This is a genomic window from Vreelandella titanicae BH1, assembly GCF_000336575.1.
Classification (GTDB): Bacteria; Pseudomonadota; Gammaproteobacteria; order Pseudomonadales; family Halomonadaceae; genus Vreelandella; species Vreelandella titanicae.
Map to the genome: position 1 here is coordinate 33,154 of NZ_AOPO01000004.1, position 19,058 is coordinate 52,211.

At 54.4% G+C, this 19,058-nt stretch carries 20 protein-coding genes; 3 read left to right on the forward strand and 17 right to left on the reverse strand.

What is annotated here, in order from left to right; genetic code table 11:
• Positions 1-70: 70 nt before the first annotated feature.
• Positions 71-2,446 (reverse strand): phosphoenolpyruvate synthase, encoded by a 2,376-nt coding sequence (gene ppsA / locus HALTITAN_RS09155; RefSeq protein ID WP_027957454.1) that lies wholly within the window; start codon positions 2,444-2,446, stop codon positions 71-73.
• A 256-nt stretch (positions 2,447-2,702) separates the two neighbouring features.
• On the opposite strand from ppsA, the gene ppsR reads away from it, so the two are divergent.
• The gene (gene ppsR, locus HALTITAN_RS09160; RefSeq protein ID WP_022523255.1) at positions 2,703-3,536 is read left to right on the forward strand and encodes a posphoenolpyruvate synthetase regulatory kinase/phosphorylase PpsR; all 834 of its coding nucleotides are present in this window, start codon (positions 2,703-2,705) and stop codon (positions 3,534-3,536) included.
• A 40-nt stretch (positions 3,537-3,576) separates the two neighbouring features.
• On the opposite strand, the gene HALTITAN_RS09165 is transcribed toward ppsR, so the two are convergent.
• From HALTITAN_RS09165 to HALTITAN_RS09180, 4 genes are all read right to left on the reverse strand, one after another.
• Positions 3,577-4,155 carry a hypoxanthine-guanine phosphoribosyltransferase gene (locus HALTITAN_RS09165; protein WP_009286922.1) on the reverse strand — a complete coding sequence of 193 codons (579 nt, stop codon included), beginning with the start codon at positions 4,153-4,155 and terminating at the stop codon, positions 3,577-3,579.
• A 64-nt stretch (positions 4,156-4,219) separates the two neighbouring features.
• On the reverse strand, positions 4,220-5,257 hold the full coding sequence (gene nagZ / locus HALTITAN_RS09170) for a beta-N-acetylhexosaminidase (RefSeq protein ID WP_039859030.1): 1,038 nt from the start codon (positions 5,255-5,257) through the stop codon (positions 4,220-4,222).
• Between the two features lie 63 nt (positions 5,258-5,320).
• A complete protein-coding gene (locus HALTITAN_RS09175) occupies positions 5,321-5,857 on the reverse strand; it encodes a L,D-transpeptidase (protein ID WP_022523253.1) in 537 nt (178 codons plus the stop codon).
• The gene (locus tag HALTITAN_RS09180; protein WP_022523252.1) at positions 5,835-6,527 is read right to left on the reverse strand and encodes a TetR/AcrR family transcriptional regulator; all 693 of its coding nucleotides are present in this window, start codon (positions 6,525-6,527) and stop codon (positions 5,835-5,837) included. Before HALTITAN_RS09180 ends, HALTITAN_RS09175 begins: the two co-directional genes overlap by 23 nt.
• Before the next feature lie 267 nt (positions 6,528-6,794).
• On the opposite strand from HALTITAN_RS09180, the gene lexA reads away from it, so the two are divergent.
• Entirely contained in the window at positions 6,795-7,475 is a 681-nt protein-coding gene (gene lexA, locus HALTITAN_RS09185) for a transcriptional repressor LexA (protein WP_022523251.1), read from the forward strand.
• Between the two features lie 8 nt (positions 7,476-7,483).
• Here lexA and HALTITAN_RS09190 read toward each other — a convergent pair whose 3' ends face one another.
• Together HALTITAN_RS09190 and purU are read right to left on the reverse strand one after the other, a co-directional pair.
• Complete coding sequence (locus HALTITAN_RS09190) at positions 7,484-8,155, reverse strand: energy-coupling factor ABC transporter permease (protein ID WP_009286924.1); 672 nt, start codon at positions 8,153-8,155, stop codon at positions 7,484-7,486.
• Between the two features lie 39 nt (positions 8,156-8,194).
• Positions 8,195-9,049: a formyltetrahydrofolate deformylase gene (purU, locus tag HALTITAN_RS09195; RefSeq protein WP_009286925.1), complete on the reverse strand. Its 855-nt coding sequence runs from the start codon at positions 9,047-9,049 to the stop codon at positions 8,195-8,197.
• Positions 9,050-9,279: 230 nt separating this feature from the next.
• Here purU and HALTITAN_RS09200 point away from each other — a divergent pair, with 230 nt between their 5' ends.
• Positions 9,280-10,890: a ribonuclease J gene (locus HALTITAN_RS09200; RefSeq protein ID WP_039859032.1), complete on the forward strand. Its 1,611-nt coding sequence runs from the start codon at positions 9,280-9,282 to the stop codon at positions 10,888-10,890.
• A gap of 44 nt (positions 10,891-10,934) precedes the next feature.
• Here HALTITAN_RS09200 and moaE read toward each other — a convergent pair whose 3' ends face one another.
• From moaE to HALTITAN_RS09250, 10 genes are all read right to left on the reverse strand, one after another.
• Positions 10,935-11,402, reverse strand: a complete 468-nt coding sequence (gene moaE, locus HALTITAN_RS09205) for a molybdopterin synthase catalytic subunit MoaE (RefSeq protein WP_268871420.1) — start codon at positions 11,400-11,402, stop codon at positions 10,935-10,937.
• Between the two features lie 2 nt (positions 11,403-11,404).
• Positions 11,405-12,202 carry a cyclic pyranopterin monophosphate synthase MoaC gene (gene moaC / locus HALTITAN_RS09210; protein WP_009286927.1) on the reverse strand — a complete coding sequence of 266 codons (798 nt, stop codon included), beginning with the start codon at positions 12,200-12,202 and terminating at the stop codon, positions 11,405-11,407.
• Positions 12,203-12,206: 4 nt separating this feature from the next.
• A complete protein-coding gene (mobB, locus tag HALTITAN_RS09215; protein ID WP_039859034.1) occupies positions 12,207-12,800 on the reverse strand; it encodes a molybdopterin-guanine dinucleotide biosynthesis protein B in 594 nt (197 codons plus the stop codon).
• A gap of 70 nt (positions 12,801-12,870) precedes the next feature.
• Positions 12,871-14,103, reverse strand: coding sequence for a uracil-xanthine permease family protein (locus HALTITAN_RS09220; RefSeq protein ID WP_009286929.1), 1,233 nt, complete (start codon positions 14,101-14,103; stop codon positions 12,871-12,873).
• A 91-nt stretch (positions 14,104-14,194) separates the two neighbouring features.
• Complete coding sequence (gene upp / locus HALTITAN_RS09225) at positions 14,195-14,824, reverse strand: uracil phosphoribosyltransferase (RefSeq protein ID WP_009286930.1); 630 nt, start codon at positions 14,822-14,824, stop codon at positions 14,195-14,197.
• A 95-nt stretch (positions 14,825-14,919) separates the two neighbouring features.
• Positions 14,920-15,603: a uracil-DNA glycosylase gene (ung, locus tag HALTITAN_RS09230; RefSeq protein WP_009286931.1), complete on the reverse strand. Its 684-nt coding sequence runs from the start codon at positions 15,601-15,603 to the stop codon at positions 14,920-14,922.
• Between the two features lie 2 nt (positions 15,604-15,605).
• The gene (gene gpt, locus HALTITAN_RS09235; protein ID WP_009286932.1) at positions 15,606-16,085 is read right to left on the reverse strand and encodes a xanthine phosphoribosyltransferase; all 480 of its coding nucleotides are present in this window, start codon (positions 16,083-16,085) and stop codon (positions 15,606-15,608) included.
• 6 nt (positions 16,086-16,091) lie between these two features.
• Positions 16,092-16,637 (reverse strand): adenine phosphoribosyltransferase, encoded by a 546-nt coding sequence (locus HALTITAN_RS09240; RefSeq protein ID WP_022523244.1) that lies wholly within the window; start codon positions 16,635-16,637, stop codon positions 16,092-16,094.
• 39 nt (positions 16,638-16,676) lie between these two features.
• Positions 16,677-17,975, reverse strand: a complete 1,299-nt coding sequence (locus tag HALTITAN_RS09245) for an NCS2 family permease (RefSeq protein ID WP_009286934.1) — start codon at positions 17,973-17,975, stop codon at positions 16,677-16,679.
• A gap of 228 nt (positions 17,976-18,203) precedes the next feature.
• Positions 18,204-18,833: a riboflavin synthase gene (locus HALTITAN_RS09250; protein ID WP_022523243.1), complete on the reverse strand. Its 630-nt coding sequence runs from the start codon at positions 18,831-18,833 to the stop codon at positions 18,204-18,206.
• Positions 18,834-19,058 lie beyond the last annotated feature (225 nt).

Sequence of the window (19,058 nt, forward strand, 5' to 3'; positions counted from 1 at the left end):
GAGTAGCCTATTAAAACATCAACGCCCGGCACAATGGCCGGGCGTAAAGTAAAAACTAGGGTAGGCTCGATTAGTCGATTTTTTGCCCTGCCAGCATAAACCAGGTTTCCAGCACCGCATCGGGGTTGAGTGATACAGAATCGATACCCTGCTCCATCAACCATTTAGCCAAGTCAGGATGGTCTGACGGCCCCTGTCCGCAGATACCAACATATTTGCCCTTCGCCTTACAGGCTTGAATGGCCATGGCCAGGAGCTTTTTAACCGCCCCATTACGCTCGTCAAACAGATGCGCCACGATGCCGGAATCACGATCCAAACCTAACGTTAGCTGGGTCAGGTCGTTTGAGCCAATGGAGAAACCATCAAAATACTCAAGGAACTCATCGGCCAGCAGTGCGTTGGCAGGAAGCTCGCACATCATAATCACTTTAAGCCCTGTGGGGCCGCCACGTTCAAGGCCATTAGCCGCCAACAGCTCTACCACCTCACGTGCTTCGTCGGTGGTACGCACAAAGGGCACCATGATTTCGATATTCTCGAAGCCCATCTCTTCACGCACCCGCTTGAGCGCTCGGCACTCGAGTTCAAAGCAGGGCCTGAACGCCTCTGAAATGTAGCGCGATGCCCCCCGGAAACCGAGCATGGGGTTCTCTTCCCCCGGCTCATAGAGTTTGCCGCCAATCAGGTTTTCGTATTCGTTGGATTTAAAGTCGGACAGCCGCACGATGACGCGCTGGGGATGAAACGCTGCCGCTAGCGTGGAGATACCTTCAACCAGTTTATCGACATAGAAGCTGACCGGGTCGGTGTAACCCGCAGTACGTAAATCGATCACCTGCTGTAAATCAACCGGCAGCGTGTCGTACTCCAACAGCGCTTTAGGGTGGACGCCGATCATGCGGTTAATGATAAATTCCAAACGCGCTAAACCCACGCCTGCGTGAGGCAGACTGGCAAACCCAAAGGCGCGGTCAGGGTTGCCCACATTCATCATAATTTTAAAGGGGATTTCCGGCATCGCATCGACGCTGGAGACTTTGCAATCAAACTCCAACAGCCCTTCATACACATTGCCGGTATCGCCTTCCGCACAAGAAACCGTGACATCGATACCCTCTTTTAACTGGGTAGTCGCATCACCACAACCAACGACAGCGGGAATACCCAACTCACGGGCGATAATCGCCGCATGACAGGTACGCCCACCGCGATTGGTGACGATCGCGGAAGCACGTTTCATGATCGGCTCCCAATCCGGGTCGGTCATATCGGTGACCAGGATATCGCCATCATGGATCTTGTCCATGTCATCAGGGCTTAGCACGACTTTGACGGTACCCCGGCCAATGCGTTGACCAATCGCTCGGCCGGTTATTAACGTACGACCCTTTTCACGCAGCTGGAAGCGCTCGAGTTTACCGCCCTCCTGCTGAGAGACCACCGTTTCAGGACGCGCCTGGACGATGTAAAGCCGACCATCATCGCCATCTAACGCCCACTCAATATCCATGGGCCGCTGGTAGTGCTGCTCGATAGTCATCGCCTGACGGGCCAGATCCATCACTTGCTGATCGTTGATACAGAAGCGGCCGCGGTCGGCATGGGGCACATCGACGGTCTCAACCGATTTACCGGCGCTGGCATCCTGCCCATAAACCATCTTGATCAGCTTGGAACCTAAATTACGGCGCAGCACCGCCGGGCGGCCCGCCGCCAGGGTCGGCTTGTGCACGTAGAACTCGTCGGGATTGACTGCACCCTGCACCACGGTTTCGCCCAAGCCCCAGGAGCCAGTGACAAAAACGGCGTCTTTAAAGCCGGATTCGGTGTCCAGGGTAAACATAACGCCTGCCGCACCGGTCTCTGAACGCACCATTTTCTGAACGCCCGCCGACAAGGCGACATTTTCGTGAGCGTAGCCACGGTGCACTCGGTAGGAGATCGCACGATCGTTAAACAGCGAGGCAAAAACCTCGTGCACTGCACGCTTGATATTGTCGAAGCCTTCGATATTCAGGAAGGTTTCCTGTTGGCCTGCAAAGGAAGCGTCGGGTAGATCTTCCGCGGTGGCTGAGCTGCGCACGGCTACTTTCAGTTGCGGGTGCTGTTGCTGCAGCTGGCCGTAGGCATCGCGCAGGGCCGATTCAAAGGTAGGAGGTAGCGGCGTATCGATGATCCATTGGCGTATATTGCGGCCCGCCTCAGCCAGCGCTTTAACGTCATCGACGTCCAGACGGGCCAGGGTGGCATTAATGCGCTCGTTTAATCCTTCGTGGGAGAGAAATTCACGATAAGCGTGGGCGGTGGTGGCAAAACCGCCAGGAACCGTCACGCCAGCACCGGACAGGTTAGAAATCATTTCACCCAGCGAGGCGTTTTTACCACCTACGCGTTCGACGTCCGCCATGCCCAGCTGATCGAACCACAGAATGTACTCTTCCACGTAACCCCCTCGCTCATAGATATCTGCATGACCTTGACGATCATGGATAATTGATTGAGACACCCTAGCACCACGCCAATATATTCGCCATTGGTCTAATAGCGAAGAGAGTGGAGGATTTTTACAACAGCAGGGCTTTTTGGGCTATTTATGTAGTCAGATACATTTGAGCCCGCCAAAACGCCCAATGATGACACGTTGTGCTGACAAACAGCTCGGCTCACAATAGCCGTATCACTCACCCGTGGACTTAGTTATGAAACGTACGGCTTTTTTTATTTCAGATGGTACCGGCATCACGGCGGAAAGTTTAGGACGTAGCTTGCTGGCCCAGTTCAGCGATGTTGAGATCGATATGCAGACCAAGCCCTATATCGATACGTTGGAAAAAGCGCAGGCGTTAGCAGCGATTATTGAGTCGACAGCCAACCGGGATGGTCATCGCCCCATTATCATTGACACCATTGTGGATCAACAAATACGCGACGTTATTCGTAAGGCGTCCGGCTTTAAGGTCGATATTTTTTCCACCTTTCTGGAGCCCTTAGAGCAAGAACTAGAGACCCACTCCTCCTACAGCGTTGGGCGCACTCACTCGATAGGCAGCGATGATGTCTACATGGATCGTATCCACTCCGTCCACTTCGCGCTGGATAATGATGACGGTGCACGCACCCACCAATACGATAAAGCGGATATCATCCTGGTTGGCGTCTCGCGCTGCGGCAAAACACCTACCTCGCTTTATCTGGCGCTGCAGTTTGGCATTCGGGCGGCTAACTACCCGCTGACGGAAGACGATTTAGACGAAGATGGCATGCTGAAGCTACCCAAGGCGCTCGTGCCCCATCGGCAAAAGCTGTTTGGGTTAACCATCGATGCGCGACGCTTGTCGGCAATTCGCAACGAGAGACGCCCCAATAGCCGCTATAGCTCGATGGATCAGTGCCTACAAGAAGTGGAACAGGCCGAGTCGCTCTACCGCACCATGCACATTCCCTTCATCGATGCGACACGCTTCTCGGTGGAGGAGATTTCAACGCGGATGATTGCTGAAACCGGCTTAGCGAGGCGTTTCTCGCCCCGCTAATGTAAAAACTACTACAAAAACTACGCAAGCCCCCAGTGGATTACATGCCTTTGGGGGCAAAAATTCCCGGCGCGTTGCGCCAGTAGCCTTTGTAATCCATACCAAAGCCAAACACATAACGGTCGGCAACTTCCAGGCTGCAGTAGTCGGCTTTCAACCCAGGCACTGCTTTGCGGTTGTGCTGTTTATCGACCAACACCGCTGTGGTAACGCTGGCGGCCTGGGCCTCTTCGCAGTAAGCCAAAATGGCCGCCAGGGTCGCCCCCTCATCCAGGATATCGTCAACAATCACTACGTGACGGCCCGCCATGGGCACTTCAGGGGAAACGCGCCAAAAAAGCTCGCCGCCGCGCAGCTCGTTGCGGTAGCGAGTGGCATGCAAATAATCTACTTCCAACGGAAAGCCCAAGCGGGTAAGCAGATGACCGGTGGTAATCAAGCCACCATTCATTACGCAGTAAAAAACCGGCAGTTTATCGCCTAAATCCCGAGTAATCTCTTCCGCCATACGATCCAGCGCCCGCTCTACCTCTTGCTGAGAAATTAGGCAGTCGGCGTTATCCATCAGCTCACGCATCGAGTCCAGCGACTCTAATGCTTCTTTATCCAACTTTGACATCTACCAACTCCACGGCGGGTTAAAACTTCATTTATTTAAGTAAGAGATTTATTCAGCGCTGGGCTTACTCTGCTTCCGCACTGGACTTGGGCTTATCCGCTAGCGCTTCCAGCTTAGCGTGAGTACGACGCCAACGGCCCAATGCACTCAGCGCGTCAAGATCAGGTCGCGCACGGCTATAGCGCAACTTAGCGGGGCGCTTAGAATTGATTCCGTGGCATGCCTCCATCACTTCAAGCGCGGAGGCTCGGTCATTACATACCAGCAGCATATCGCAGCCTGCTGCCAGCGCTGCCTGGGCACGCGCTTTGGGGCCTCCCGCCTCGTGGGCGCCGGCCATACTCAGGTCATCTGAAAAAATGCAGCCTTTGAAGCCTAGCGATTCCCGCAGCATGCCCAACCAGTTGGGTGAAAAGCCTGCTGGGCGCGTATCAAAAGCACTATAAATAACGTGTGCGGGCATAATCCCATCTAACTGTGAAGCTAACTGGGTAAAGGGCACAAGATCGTGCTGTTTCATCACTTCTAGCGGGCGATCGTCTATCGGTAATGCAACGTGTGAGTCCGCCGCGACACCACCGTGGCCGGGAAAGTGCTTACCCACAGCGGCCATACCGGCATCGTGAAGCCCCTGAATAAATGCATTGCCCAGCTGGGCTACGTGCTGTGGGTCACTGCTGAAACTACGATCACCAATAACGCTGGATAGACCGCTCTCCACATCAAGTACCGGGGCGAAGCTCAGATCCAGACCGCAGGCAGCCATCTCCATCCCTAACAACCAGCCGGCATCTTTAGCTAACGCCAGCCCCTCTCCCTGGGCAGCGCGGTAACACTCGCCGATACGCGCCATGGCAGGCAGGCGTGTTAACCCCTCTTTTATGCGCTGAACGCGACCGCCTTCTTGATCCACGGCAAGCAGTAAATCAGCACGCACACGGCGAATATCGCTGCAGAGCTTGCGAACCTGATAGCCATTTTCAACGTTGCGGGCAAACAAAATTACGCCCCCTACCGTCGGTTCTAGCAGCAAGCGTTTTTCTGCAGCCGTCAATTTTGGGCCTTCAAGGTCAAGCATGACCGGGCCTAACGGTTGAGTCATCGTGATAGGTCCATGAAAAGGGGCGATGATTCTAGACGATCGTCTAGCGGTGTCAAAATCTGATCAATCAAAGGACTGGCGGCCACCGTGCAACCAAACAGGGGTACCCGGCAACGCTAACGAAAAGATATAGAGCAAATCACTATTGCGTAAACGAATACAGCCGTGGGACGCAGCAACGCCCATGGGCTCGTCAGGCGGCGTCCCGTGCAGGTAAATATAGCGCCGTTGCGAGTCCACCTGACCACCGCGGTTCACGCCCTTTTCCAAGCCACACAGCCACAGTATGCGGGTCAGAATCCAGTCACGCTCTGGATGCTCTTCGGCGAGTTCGGGCGAAAATGTCTCGCCCGTCCAGCGGCGACCTCGAAACACCGCATTTTCGGGCATATCTCCGCCAATGGCCGCGCGCACATAGTGCCACCCGCGGGGGGTTTTACCACTGCCATTGCGCTCCCCGCTTCCGGCAGCACCGGATGAAATAGAACACTCATGGAGCACTTTTGGCCCTCGCCAACAGCGCAGCAACTGTTCGGTAGTATCAATCTCCAGCCAGATATGTTCCGTTGGAGGTAGCTCAGCTAGCGTAGGAGTTCGCATGTTTTCCTTCTTCTGGCTTGGCACCGTCAAGGGCTATGGGTAACGGCGCATTCATAGCAGCCACCACTACCGGGAGCAATCGCCTGACCAAATCACGCACAGAGACCTGCTCGTGGTAATCCTTCTCCGCGATATCGCGTAGCGCATCGAGGCCAGACAGGGTAAAGATTACCGTGCCGAGCACAAAGTGTAGCCGCCAAAAACGCTCGGCGTCAGGCAGATCCGGCGTTGCTTTGCGCACAAGCTCGGTGAAGCGTGTAAACACATCGCCATACTCTTCCTGGATATAACGTCTTAGATGTCCCTGTGCTTGACTGTAGGCAAGACCCAGCAGGCGCATAAACACTTTCAAACTATTGCGCTCGGCGGGCACCGCGAGAACGGTAGTTGCCATGGTCTCGAGCAGTGTTTCCAGCGGGATAACGCGCCCGGCGTGTTGGCCCTCGAGCTCATCTAGCGCAGTATGAAAGCGCTGACTAAACGGATCCAGGTAGCGGGCAAAAACGGCCTGAATCAAGGCTTTTTTGGAACCAAAATGGTAATTAACAGCGGCTAAGTTAACCCGCGCTTTGCTAGTGATGTTGCGCAGCGAAGTTTCAGCAAAACCCCGCTCTGCAAACAGCACCTCGGCGGTGTCGAGTATACGGGTCACCGTATCAGATTGAGCCATGTCGCTCTCCAGGGAAACAGGTGTTTAAAACATAGCAAAATACTATGCCATAACGTAGGCGGGCTCAACGCTTGATTTATTGACAAAATGTGACGTATTAAATAAGCAGAAACTTAGTTTCAAACGATTAGAAAAATTGCATAGACATCGGCAATAGGCACAGACAAGCCATATACTGGACAGAGGAACATACTGTATACTTAAACACTTATTGATTAAGTCGACATTTAACTTGTTACTGTCTATTCACTATTTATGGAGTCTGGTATGTCGCGTCCGCTAACCGCTCGCCAACAGCACGTGTTTGATTTTATCGTTAAGACCATGGGCGAATTTGGCTACCCTCCTACCCGCGCCGAGATTGCCAAAGCACTTGGCTTCCGCTCACCCAATGCGGCTGAAGAGCACCTGCGCGCGCTGGAACGCAAAGGTGTTATTCGCATTATCCGCAACACCTCTCGCGGCATCCGCCTGCCCAACCAGGAACCTCAAGAAGTCCTGGATAGCGCAGTCACCGCCTTACCCACAACCAACGTGGAAGCCCCACCCACTGGCCTGCCTGTGATCGGGGAAGTAGCTGCCGGCAGCCCCATTTTGGCCGCCGAACATATTGATCGCTACTGCCCGCTACCGGCCGAGTACTTCACTCCCAAAGCTGACTATCTGCTGCGCGTACGCGGCCTTTCCATGAAGGATATTGGCATTTTGGAAGGTGATTTACTGGCGGTTCATCGCACTGACCGGGTTCGCGATGGCCAGATCGTGGTTGCCCGCCTGGACGATGAAGTAACGGTTAAACGCTTCAAACGCCAGGGGCACCAAGTGACGCTGTTTGCAGAGAACCCTGATTTTGCGCCCATTGAAATCGACCTGCGCTCTCAAGCGCTCGATATTGAAGGCGTTGGAGTCGGCGTAATTCGTGGTGGCAACGGCCAGGCACTCGGCTAATAAATCCGCTACTGCAGGTCGATATAGCGGTGGTCATTGAAGGTGGCCACCCAGTTTGGGTGATAGACCAGCAGGATGCTCAGCAGCATGCCAGTAATAAATGCCTCTGAAGGCATTAGCAGTGGTAAAAAACGCGCATACTCCTGGGCGAGATAGATCGCCTCAGGGTCTGTACCCGCGACGATAATCAGCACTACCGCCGCCAAGCCTCCTCCCAGCGTTGCCAGCGCCGCGCCAAAAAAGCCGCAGGCAAACAGAAATACCATCAAGTTATCCGGCAGGCGGCGATCTACCAGCCGCCATACCGTGCCAATAACGGCCGCCGGGACGATCCCGGTAACCAGCACATTTGCCCCCAGCAACATCCACTCATTGCGGCCAATCACCACCATGGCAATGTTGATCAGCACGTTGCTAATCAGCGCTAATGGCGCTTTAAAAACGAGTGTCATCAATACTGTAAAAACAAGGTGTAGCGTTAGCCAATCAACAGCCTGGGCACGAAGCTGCCACATCAGCATCACTGCCAGCGTAGCACCCAGCCAGCGGTGCTGAAGCGCTGAATCCGCTATCAACACCTGCCAGGGCCGCCCCCAAAGCGCCCATGCGATCACTGCTAACGAGAGTAGCCAGGTGAGCAGCAGCGCCCAGGGCGCTAATACACTTTGCGCAAATGACATGGCGGCCTCTCAGGTTGATGGGCGGGCATTATAGAGTACTTAGCTAAATACCACTGTCTTGTTGCCATGCACCAACACACGATCCTCTAAGTGCCAACGCAAACCTCGAGCGAGCACGGCTTTCTCCACATCACGACCAAAGCGGACTAGATCAGTAGGCGTATGACAGTGGCTAACGCGATGGATATCCTGTTCGATGATGGGGCCTGCGTCGAGTTCCTCGGTCACATAGTGGCAGGTAGCGCCAATCAGCTTAACCCCCCGCTGGTAGGCCTGGTGGTAGGGCTTAGCCCCGGCAAAAGAGGGCAAAAAGCTGTGGTGAATATTGATCACTCGCCCCGCATAGCGCGCGCACAGCTCAGGGGGCAGTATTTGCATATAGCGCGCCAGCACCACGCAGTCGGCGCGGGCACTGTCGATTTCGGCCTGAACCTTGGCAAACGATGCTTGCTTATTGTCGGGGTCGACCGGTACATGGTGATAAGGAATACCGTACCACTCCGTCAGCGAACGCATATCATCATGGTTGGAGATAACCCCGACAATGTCGCAATCCAGTTCCCCCGCCTGCCAGCGGTAAAGTAGATCTACCAAGCAATGTGACTCCCGCGACACCATCAGCACTACGCGCCTACGCTGCTGGGTATCCACCAGCGACCACTGCATATTGAATTCGCTGGCTATCGGTTCAAATGCCGCGCTCAGCGCTTCCGCCGACATACCTACCGAATCCGCCAGGATTTCGTAGCGCATAAAAAAGCAGCCGGTTTCTAAATCGGAGTGCTGGCTGGCTTCGGTAATGGAGCCGCCCTGCTGGGCAATAAAGCTCGATACCCGTGCAACAATACCCACCCGGTCAGGACAGGAAACCACTAAACGATAATAATGAGACATGTGAGCTACTCTTGACCTATTGCTAAGTTAATTATGACAAACCAGCGGCTTAGGTCGCATAGTGTATCGGAAGGCCATGGATGATTGTTAGCTGCCCCTGCCTTCCCGTATAGTTAAGTCACTACTTTTTAGGTTTTTCATAACAGATGCATTCACCACGCGTTCAAATTCGTCCCCGTCGTCGTCCACCGCTGCGCATGTTGCCGCTGGGGGGATGCGGTGAGATTGGAATGAATCTAACGCTATACGGCTATGACGATCACTGGATAGCCGTGGACTGCGGCATGATGATCCGCCAGGATCTTCCCAACTCGCCACTGCAGGTACCCAATCTTGATACGCCGAAAGCACTAGGGATCGTGCCCAAAGCGCTATTTATCACCCATGGTCACGAAGACCACATTGGTGCCGCAGCCTGGCTATGGCCGATGTGGAACTGCCCCATTTACGCCACCCCGCTGGCGGCAGGCCTGTTGCGGCTAAAATTTGCCGAGCATCAGCTTAGCAGTGCGGCTATCCATGTCATTGAACCTGGCGAGGCCCTAGAGAGCGGGCCATTCACGCTGCGCTATTTACTTTTAACCCACTCGATTCCCGAAAGCTGTGCGCTAATAATGATGGCCGGTGGCTATCGCGTTTTACATACCGGCGACTGGAAACTCGACCCTGAACCGATTATCGGCACGCCGATCAGTGCAGCCCTCTTCAAGGCGCTTGCCCCGGTTGACTTGGTTGTGGGCGACTCCACTAACGCCCCCATGCCCGGGCACTCCGGTAGCGAGGGGGACGTCGCCCGCGCCCTGACAAAAACCCTCGGCAACTGCCAGGGCCGGGTGGTGGTCTCCTGCTTTGCCAGTAACCTTGCCCGGGTGTTAGCGATAGGGCGCGCCGCTCAGAAGTGTGGCCGACGCATTAGCTTGATGGGCCGTTCAATGGAGCGCATGGTCAGCGTTGCCCGGGGGCTCGGCTATATGGATGATTTACCGCCGCTGGTGCCCAATCATGACCTAGGCTACCTCCCCCCGGATGAAGTGGTGATTATCGCCACCGGCAGCCAGGGCGAGCCCCGTGCTGCGCTACAGCGTCTCGCCCAGGGTCGCCACCCTTTTGTGGATCTTCAGCCGGGCGATAACGTTATTTTTTCGGCTAAAGCCATTCCTGGCAATGAACGCCCCATTGAGCAGCTTAAAAAGCGTTTGGCGCATTTAGGTGTCAACCTCTACGACGAGTTCAACCACCCTGAGCTGCACGCTACCGGGCACCCCGCCCAGGATGAACTGATCAAGCTGTATCAGTGGGTCAGGCCAAAACATCTCATACCGGTGCATGGCGAAGCACGCCATCAGCAGGCTCATCAGACTATTGCCAAACAACTAGGCATTAGCGCTCCATTGGCGCCGGTGAACGGCGATCTAATTTGCTTTGACAGTCACGGGCTGCGCTGTGAGTCGCGCTATCCGCAGCCGCCCTGCATCGTCAGTCAAAACAGCGTGGTGCCCCATCCTGGTCTTGAGGTTCACGACGCCAACAAGGCCCGTCGCGGTAGCTTATACTTAGCGCTGCCAGTGACGGCTACTGACACTGGATGGGCGCGTATTGGCCGTTTGATGCTGGATGCCTCGGGGGCCAGCCCGCTAGATGAAGATAGCTTTAATGATTGGCTGGATGATCAGCTTGAGGAGATTGCAGCAGAGACGCTTGCCGACTTGCGCCAAGCATTACAGCCTCGCATGGTGCAGTGGCTGGCGGAGCATATGCAGCACCTGCCCGACGTGCATCTACAGATTATGGCCGCCGAAATGCCAGAAGTCATCACCCTGGACAACGCCGCCAATCGTTAGAGCTGCGCATTATTGTGAAAAAAAAGCGCAGCAACGCGGCAGTCTCACTCCCAGCGCGCTGCATCTTGTTGATCAGAGTGACGCTCTTTGACCCAATACTCGCCCTGGGCAGAGTGCTCTTTCTTCCAGAAAGGCGCCTGGGTTTTCAGGTAATCCATAATAAAATCGCAGGCTTCGAACGCCTCACGCCGGTGTGCGCTGGCTACGAGTACGCGCACAATCGGATCGCCTGGCCCCAGGTAACCGACACGATGAATAATCCGCACCGCTTGGAGCGACCAGCGCTGCCAAGCCTGTTCACCAATCTCCGTCAGCGTACGCTCGGTCATTCCCGGATAGTGTTCCAGCGTTAACCCTGTGACGTCCGGCGTTTCATTAAAATCACGCACTAAGCCGGTAAAACTCACCACCGCGCCAATATCACTACGCCCAGCCAAGGCATCGTCATAGCCGTAGTCCATTGGAAACGGGGCTGCTTGAATCGTTACTTTAATATCCAGCTTATTATCCACCCTCACCCCCCTGTTACTGGCGGGAAAAACGCCACTTCGTCATCATCGGTCACTAACGCCTCGTCATTGGCCATGACCTGATTAATCGCACACAGCGTACGCTGGTCGGTGAGTTGTTTAAAGCGACTATCCTGCTCGGCCAGCGCGGCTTTTAATCCACTAATGTCGCGGCTAGCCAGTTGATCGAGACTCACGACGGTCTCACTTTCGCCTACCCGCTCGCGCAGTTCGGCTAAAAACTTAACCCGCACGCAGGGTGAAGGGCAGCGTTCGCCCAAGCTGACTTCTCCGGCTACGCCGTCACCGGTAACAATCGGCGCCTGGGTGCTCATACGCTGGTAGTCGCCACGCTGACCACCTTGCTTGCTGTCGAGTTGTATAGCCTCGATACGCATACCTTTATCGACCGCTTTGCACATATCGTAAAGCGTCAAACAGGCTACCGAAACAGCGGTAAGGGCTTCCATTTCGACCCCAGTGCGTCCATTCAAGCGACACAGCGAGGTCACATGAACGCAGGATTCGGCCACATCAATATCGAACTCAACAGAAACCTTGGAGAGCGCCAGTGAGTGACAGAGAGGAATCAGCTCATGAGTACGTTTGGCCGCCTGAATACCAGCGATACGCGCGGTGGCCAGCACATCACCCTTGGGCAGTTCACCATCGCTAAGCAATTTCAGCGTTTCAGGCTGCATTATAATGCGCCCGGAGGCGACTGCTTCGCGGCGGGTTTCCAGCTTATCGCCGACGTCCACCATATTGGCTTCGCCACGGGTATTAAGGTGGGTCAAATGCATGTTGTCACCATTGCTGTTTTGAAGACATATGTTTTGAAGACGTATTTTTTGAAGACATCGTATCGTTTTTAGCGCTTAACCAGGTCACTACCCATTGTGCAACCGCTTCGCTATCGTCTAGATCTAACTGAGCCACCGAAGCCGCCAGGTCGATAGGCGGTGGCGCACTGAGAGCGACTGCCTCAACCCATCGGCCGGTTAAAATATCCACATCGCCAACCCCTTCGCGGTATAGCACCAGCTTGGGAATCGGCCAAGCCTTGAAGCCTTCGACAATCACCAGGTCAGGTTTGTGCGGCACCATCATGGCAATTAGCTGGGCTAAATCGGGCTCTTCCTGGTCAGGGGTTTCCTGCATCAGCGCAAAGCGCTGACGGGAAGCCACCAGTATCGGGGCGGCACCTGCGCTACGCAGCTTATAGCTATCCTTGCCGGGCTGGTCGACATCAAACGAGTGGTGCGCATGCTTGATGACAGCGACGCTCAAGCCATACTCCCCTAATCGTGGCAACAGCTTCTCTAGCAGCGTCGTTTTTCCGGTACCGCTCCAGGCAGCAACCCCCAGTATGGGAAAAGGTGCGGTTAGTTCGTTTTCCATGCTGCCGAAACTCCTGATGATCACTCACGCTACCATTCTAACGATTCACACAGCGTTATAGAGGATGACTCTACTCGCCCTCTTGCTCACGGGGTAATAGCCAGTTCAACGCAATACCCACCAAAGCGGCTAGGCTAACGCCCTGCAGCGTAAACTGGCCTCCACCAAACTGCATGCCGCCAATCCCGAACACCAGTATCAGCGAAACCACGACCAAGTTGCGCGGCGCCGTCAGCGACTGTCCTGCACGTACCAGTGTGTTCATACCGACCACCGCAATGGAGCCAAACAACAGCGTCATTATACCGCCCATTACCGGGCCAGGAATGGTCTGCAGCAACGCGCCAAGCTTGGACACAAACGCCAGCACAATGGCAATAATCGCGGCAACAATCATGTACTTGGGATTAAATGCCCGAGTAAGCGTTACCGCCCCGGTGACTTCCGAGTAAGTAGTATTCGGCGGCCCGCCGAACAGCGCTGCTACGCTGGTCGCCAGCCCATCGCCTAACAGAGTTCGATGCAGGCCAGGCTTTTCCAGGTAGTTTTTGCGGGTCACCGAACCAATGGCCACCATATCACCAATGTGTTCTACCGCTGGGGCAATCGCGACCGGAATCATAAACAGAATGGCAGCCCAGTGAAAACTGGGTGCGGTAAAGCTGGGTATCGATAACCAAGCCGCCTCATGCACTGGCGTAAAGTCGACTACCCCCATCAGCAACGCTAAAAAATAGCCGGTGATAATGCCCCCCATAATCGGCACTAGGCGAAGTAGCCCGCGACCAAAAACGGCCAACACAAGCGTGACTAGCAAGCTGGTCATTGATAAGAAAATCGCCGCGCCATAGCCGATATTGTCACTGGTTTCACCGGTCGCCATGCTAACCGCCACCGGCGCCAGCGCCAGGCCAATCACCATAATCACCGGCCCCACCACTACAGCGGGCAGCAAGCGATGCAGCCAGGCAGTGCCTTTTAAGCGCACAGCCTGGGAAATCGCCACATAAACCAGTCCCGCCGCCATTAGCCCACCCATGGTCGCCGAAACCCCAAAGCTCGCCACAGAGCCTTGAATAGGCGCTATAAAGGCAAACGATGAGGCTAAAAACACCGGCACGCTCTGCTTGGTGACCCCATGAAATACCAAGGTTCCCACCCCAGCCGTGAACAGCGCAACGCTTGGGTCGAGTCCTGTCAAAAGCGGCACTAGCACCAAGGCGCCAAACGCCACAAACAGCATTTGTGCGCCGGTTAAAATGACTTTTGGCCACGACTCAGCCTGACTGGCAGCTTCACGCATAAGTGAATTCCTAGTGATTATTGATTTGATAGCAGGTATACAAAAAAATGCCCCTGACGCTGGGCGTAAGGGGCAATGTCAATAACGATGCTTAGCGCGTTCCGAAAATCTTGTCGCCAGCGTCACCTAGTCCGGGGACGATGTAGCCATTTTCATCGAGGCGGTCATCGATTGAGGCGGTGTAAATTTCGATATCGGGGTAAGCGTCCTGCACCCGTTTGATACCTTCAGGGGCGGCGACGAGCACGATCACCTTCATATGCTCACAGCCACGCTCACGGAGCATATCCAGTGTTGCTACCATCGAACCGCCGGTGGCCAGCATGGGATCTATCACGATCGCCATGCGCTCTTCGATATCGTTGGCAAACTTGGCAAAGTAAGGCACCGGCTGTAGCGTCTCTTCATCGCGATAAAGACCTACAACGCTTACCCGCGCACTCGGGATTAGATCCGTTACGCCTTCCAGCATGCCGAGCCCGGCACGCAGAATCGGTACGACGGTGACTTTTTTACCTTTTAATCGGCGCGTTGCAATTGGCTCACCGTTCCATCCCTGGATTTCATGATCTTCCAGTTCAAGACCTTTGGTTGCTTCATAGGTCAGCAGCTTGGCGACTTCACCTGCCAGTTCACGAAAGCTCTTAGTGCTCAGGTCAACTTCGCGCATCAGACCCAGCTTATGTTGTACAAGCGGATGGTTAATGGCGTAAACACTCATGGGACTTCCTCACTGCAGGGGATTCAGAATGGCAACCAAGGTTGCATCAGCTAGGCACAAAATTGCGCGTATTCTACCCGCAACCACTTACGAGGTTAAGGGGTTTCAGGCAATTGCCATTCGATAGGTGCTCGCCCTTGCGCCTGAAGAAATTGATTGGCTTGGGAAAAATGCCGGGTACCAAAAAAGCCCCGATGCGCAGAGAGCGGTGATGGGTGCGGGGCTTCCAGTATTAAATGGCGCCTTTGGTCGATTAACGCCTTCTTCTGGCGCGCATGACTGCCCCACAGCAGAAACACACACGGCGGCGCGTGCTGGCTGACGGTTTCAATCGCGCGGTCAGTGAAGGGCTCCCATCCCTTACCGCGATGAGATGCCGCATTGCCCTGCTCCACAGTCAGCGAAGTGTTTAACAACAACACGCCCTGCTTGGCCCATGCTTCCAGATGGCCGTGGCGCACGGGGGTAAAACCAACATCAGTGGCCAACTCCTTGTAGATATTGACCAGCGACGGTGGCACGGGTACGCCGGGCTGCACGGAAAAGCATAAACCGTGAGCCTGATTGGGCCCGTGATAGGGATCCTGGCCTAAAATAACCACCTTCACTTCGTTCAATGGGGTCAGTTCAAAGGCACGAAACCACTGCGTTGAGTGGGGATATATGATCTTCTTCGCAGCTTTTTGCTGCGCCAAAAAATCTTTTAGCGCCAGCATATAGTCAGCCTGAAACTCATTACCCAGCCACTGACTCCAATCGTCGGGAAGTGGATTGGCCATTATTACCTCTTCATTTGATCAACAAGCGGCTCAACGTATGCAACACCCATATCCCAGGGGAACTGAATCCAGCACTGCTGGGCAACTTCGGTCAGGTATTGATCCACCAAGGGACGACCATCCGGCTTGGCATAGATAGTCACAAAGTGAGCTTTAGGCAGCATTTTACGTACTGCCCGCGCTGTTTTGCCAGTATCCACCAAGTCATCGACCAGCAACCAACCTTCACCGTCATGATCGACGCCCTTCATGATATCCAGACCGCCCTGATCCATATGGTCGTAGCTTTTAATACACACGGTATCGATCAGCCGGATATTAAGCTCCCGAGCAATCAGCGCGGCGGGAATTAAACCGCCGCGGGTAATCGCTACGATGCCTTTAAAATCACGCTCGATCATTTGATGGCATAGGGTGCGCACATCACGGTGCAACTGATCCCAGGAGACAGTGAAGTGTTGGTGGTAGCGATCGCTGCTCATGGGGCATTACTCGTCTTCGTTGAAAGAACAAACTGCGAATACACTGAAACCAGCATCGCGAATTTTCTGCGATCCGCCCAGCTCAGGCAGATCAATAATGGTGGCGGTCTCAACCACCTGACCACCGCTGCGCTGAATGAGGTTGGCCGCGGCCAGCATGGTGCCGCCGGTGGCGATGAGGTCATCCATCAGCAGGATACGGTCATCTTTCTGGAACGCATCGGAGTGCAGCTCCACTTCTGAATGTCCGTACTCCAGCTTATAAGTCTCGCTGATGGTCTTGAAAGGCAGCTTGCCCTTCTTACGCACCGGTACAAAGCTGCAACCCAACTCATAAGCGAGCGGCGCACCAATAATAAAGCCACGCGCATCAATGGCCGCGATGGCATCCAGGTTCATTTCCTGATAGCGGTGAACGAAGCTATCGATCAGCTTGCGAAAGGCCGCGCTATTTTGCAGCAACGGGGTGATGTCGCGAAAGTTCACGCCCTGTTCAGGCCAATCGGGAACCGTGCGAATGACGGACTTAATGTAGTCGCCGTAGATGCTCATCGCGTCTCTCATTGAGTAATAAAAAGTGGTAATGATCAATCAAACCAAGAAAAGGTATCTTGTCGCAAACAGCAACGCCAAAATAATCACCGCCGGATTCAGGTCGGCAAAACGGCCCGACAACGCCTTGATCGCTACATAGCTAATAAAGCCAAGCGCAATACCTTCGGCAATCGAGAACGTCAGCGGCATCGCCAGGGCGGCAATCAGTACCGGCGCGGCGTCGGTGGGGTCTTCCCAGTTCGCGTGAGCCAAACTTCCTGCCATCAATACCGCCACATACAGCAGCGCACCTGCGGTAGCGTAGGCCGGAATAGAACCCGCCAGCGGAGCGAAGAACAGGCTGATCAGGAACAGAACACCAACCACTACCGCCGTTAACCCAGTACGGCCACCCGAAGCGATACCCGCCGTCGATTCAATGTAGCTTGTGGTGGTGGAAGTACCCAAGGCGGCACCCGCCATTGACGCGGTGCTGTCGGCCATCATGGCGCGACCAATGCGCGGTAACTTGCCATCCTTGTCCAACAGCTTGCCGCGGTGAGCAACGCCTACCAGGGTGCCGGAGGTATCAAATAGATCCACAAACAGGAAGGCAAAGATCACGCTAAGCATCGCCACATCCAGCGCGCCCATCAAATCCATCGCCATAAAGGTAGGTGCAATAGAGGGTGGCATCGACATCAGGCCCCCATACTCATTATGGCCGAGCACCATTGCAACAATAGTAATCCCCAAAATCCCGATCATGACGGCACCAGTCACTCGCAAGTAAGAGAGCGCGGTAATCACAAAGAAGCCCAGCAGCGCATAAATAGCCGCGGGTTGGGAAAGATCACCTAAGGAAACAAAGGTCGCGGGGTTGGCAACCACGATACCGGCGTTCTTAAGCGCTATCATTGCCAGGAAAAGGCCAATACCAGCGGCGATCCCCAACCGTAACGTCATAGGAATGGAGTTAATGATCCACTCGCGAATTTTAAAAATACTCAACAAGAAGAACGTTAGACCTGAGAAGAACACCGCCCCCAGCGCAGCTTCCCAGGTATAGCCCATCCCCAGCACCACGCCGTAGGTGAAAAAGGCATTCAAACCCATGCCTGGCGCCTGAGCTATCGGGTAGTTAGCCCACATCCCCATGACGAAACAGCCAATCGCTGCCGCTAGGCAAGTGGCGACGAACACTGCGCCGTAGTCCATCCCCGCTTCAGACAAAATGCTCGGGTTGACAAAGATGATATAGGCCATCGTCAGGAAGGTGGTGATCCCGGCGATAACTTCTGTCTTCACGTTGGTTTTGTGCTCGGAGAGCTTGAAATAGTTATCCAGAAGTTTCATGAATCTTTTTATCCTTAGCGCTAACGCCGCATGAGTATGCGTTCTGGTGCTGAGAAAAGCCGCACATACTACCGAAACGCTCGCTGTGATGCGAGCGCCTCAGCGTAGCGACCAATGTTGGCGGAAATCGCCCGCCGCCTAATGTCTAGCAATCTTTAGGCCATGAACTAACCGATCGGTCAACCCATTAACCAAAAAAGCTGATTATTGCCATTGCCGCGTCACTTACTAAACGCCGCTTTTTTGAGAAAGCACTCGCTCAACGGTTTCAACGATCACCTGGGTTTGCGGGTCAATTTCAATATTGACCTGATCCCCGGGGGCTCGATCTTGAAGCGTGGTACGCGAAAGTGTCTCAGGAATTAAATTGACGCTGAACTCCACATCCCCACTTTCAGTGGGGCGTACATCCCCAATGGTCAAACTAATACCGTCCACCCCGATATAGCCCTTTTCAAACACGAATCGGCCCAGTCGTTCCGGCAGCGAAAACCATAGCCGACGGTTGTTGGGCGCCTCTTCGATGGCCACCACTTCTGCCATGGAAATGATGTGGCCTGACATGGAGTGTCCGCCTATCTCATCACCAAAGCGCGCCGCGCGCTCTATATTGACGCATTGCCCAGGGGTTATTGCACCAAGATTAGTCAATCGCAGCGTTTCACGCATCAAATCAAAACTAACGCTATCCCCCTCTATGGCCGTTACCGTCAAGCAAACGCCGTTATGAGCAACAGACGCTCCGACCTCAAGCCCTTCGCGCATCGCGGGGGGCATTTCCAACACATGCACGCGAAAATCATCCAGCTCGCGTACCGCCACAACCCTGGCTACCCCTTGCACAATGCCAGTAAACATAAGGCGCTTTCTCCTCATCTAATAAAAAAGCCGTGTAATTCAAATAAGTCGTAAAGAGCAAGTAGCAAAAGCGCTCAATGAATGGCGCAAGCTTCCTACTGCTCCCTTACCGCCGTGCATTCTGCCTTGAGGGTTTCTTGATCCCGCCATTCTACGCCATTGACTTTTCTATGGCTGCTTTCAACTCAAGGTAACTTCATCCAGCTACACATCTTTAAAAACGCA

Excerpts from the sequence above, each read along its gene's own strand:
- lexA (WP_022523251.1), top strand. The coding sequence starts at position 6,795 with ATGTCGCGTCCGCTAACCGCTCGCCAACAGCACGTGTTTGATTTTATC.
- gpt (WP_009286932.1), bottom strand. The coding sequence starts at position 16,085 with ATGAGCAGCGATCGCTACCACCAACACTTCACTGTCTCCTGGGATCAG.
- HALTITAN_RS09250 (WP_022523243.1), bottom strand. The coding sequence starts at position 18,833 with ATGTTTACTGGCATTGTGCAAGGGGTAGCCAGGGTTGTGGCGGTACGC.
- HALTITAN_RS09190 (WP_009286924.1), bottom strand. The coding sequence starts at position 8,155 with ATGTCATTTGCGCAAAGTGTATTAGCGCCCTGGGCGCTGCTGCTCACC.
- upp (WP_009286930.1), bottom strand. The coding sequence starts at position 14,824 with ATGAGTGTTTACGCCATTAACCATCCGCTTGTACAACATAAGCTGGGT.
- ppsR (WP_022523255.1), top strand. The coding sequence starts at position 2,703 with ATGAAACGTACGGCTTTTTTTATTTCAGATGGTACCGGCATCACGGCG.
- HALTITAN_RS09245 (WP_009286934.1), bottom strand. The coding sequence starts at position 17,975 with ATGAAACTTCTGGATAACTATTTCAAGCTCTCCGAGCACAAAACCAAC.
- HALTITAN_RS09180 (WP_022523252.1), bottom strand. The coding sequence starts at position 6,527 with ATGGCTCAATCTGATACGGTGACCCGTATACTCGACACCGCCGAGGTG.
- mobB (WP_039859034.1), bottom strand. The coding sequence starts at position 12,800 with ATGGAAAACGAACTAACCGCACCTTTTCCCATACTGGGGGTTGCTGCC.
- moaC (WP_009286927.1), bottom strand. The coding sequence starts at position 12,202 with ATGCATTTGACCCACCTTAATACCCGTGGCGAAGCCAATATGGTGGAC.
- HALTITAN_RS09175 (WP_022523253.1), bottom strand. The coding sequence starts at position 5,857 with ATGCGAACTCCTACGCTAGCTGAGCTACCTCCAACGGAACATATCTGG.
- HALTITAN_RS09200 (WP_039859032.1), top strand. The coding sequence starts at position 9,280 with ATGAATCTAACGCTATACGGCTATGACGATCACTGGATAGCCGTGGAC.
- ung (WP_009286931.1), bottom strand. The coding sequence starts at position 15,603 with ATGGCCAATCCACTTCCCGACGATTGGAGTCAGTGGCTGGGTAATGAG.
- HALTITAN_RS09240 (WP_022523244.1), bottom strand. The coding sequence starts at position 16,637 with ATGAGCATCTACGGCGACTACATTAAGTCCGTCATTCGCACGGTTCCC.
- HALTITAN_RS09220 (WP_009286929.1), bottom strand. The coding sequence starts at position 14,103 with ATGCGTGAAGCTGCCAGTCAGGCTGAGTCGTGGCCAAAAGTCATTTTA.
- HALTITAN_RS09165 (WP_009286922.1), bottom strand. The coding sequence starts at position 4,155 with ATGTCAAAGTTGGATAAAGAAGCATTAGAGTCGCTGGACTCGATGCGT.
- purU (WP_009286925.1), bottom strand. The coding sequence starts at position 9,049 with ATGTCTCATTATTATCGTTTAGTGGTTTCCTGTCCTGACCGGGTGGGT.
- nagZ (WP_039859030.1), bottom strand. The coding sequence starts at position 5,257 with ATGACTCAACCGTTAGGCCCGGTCATGCTTGACCTTGAAGGCCCAAAA.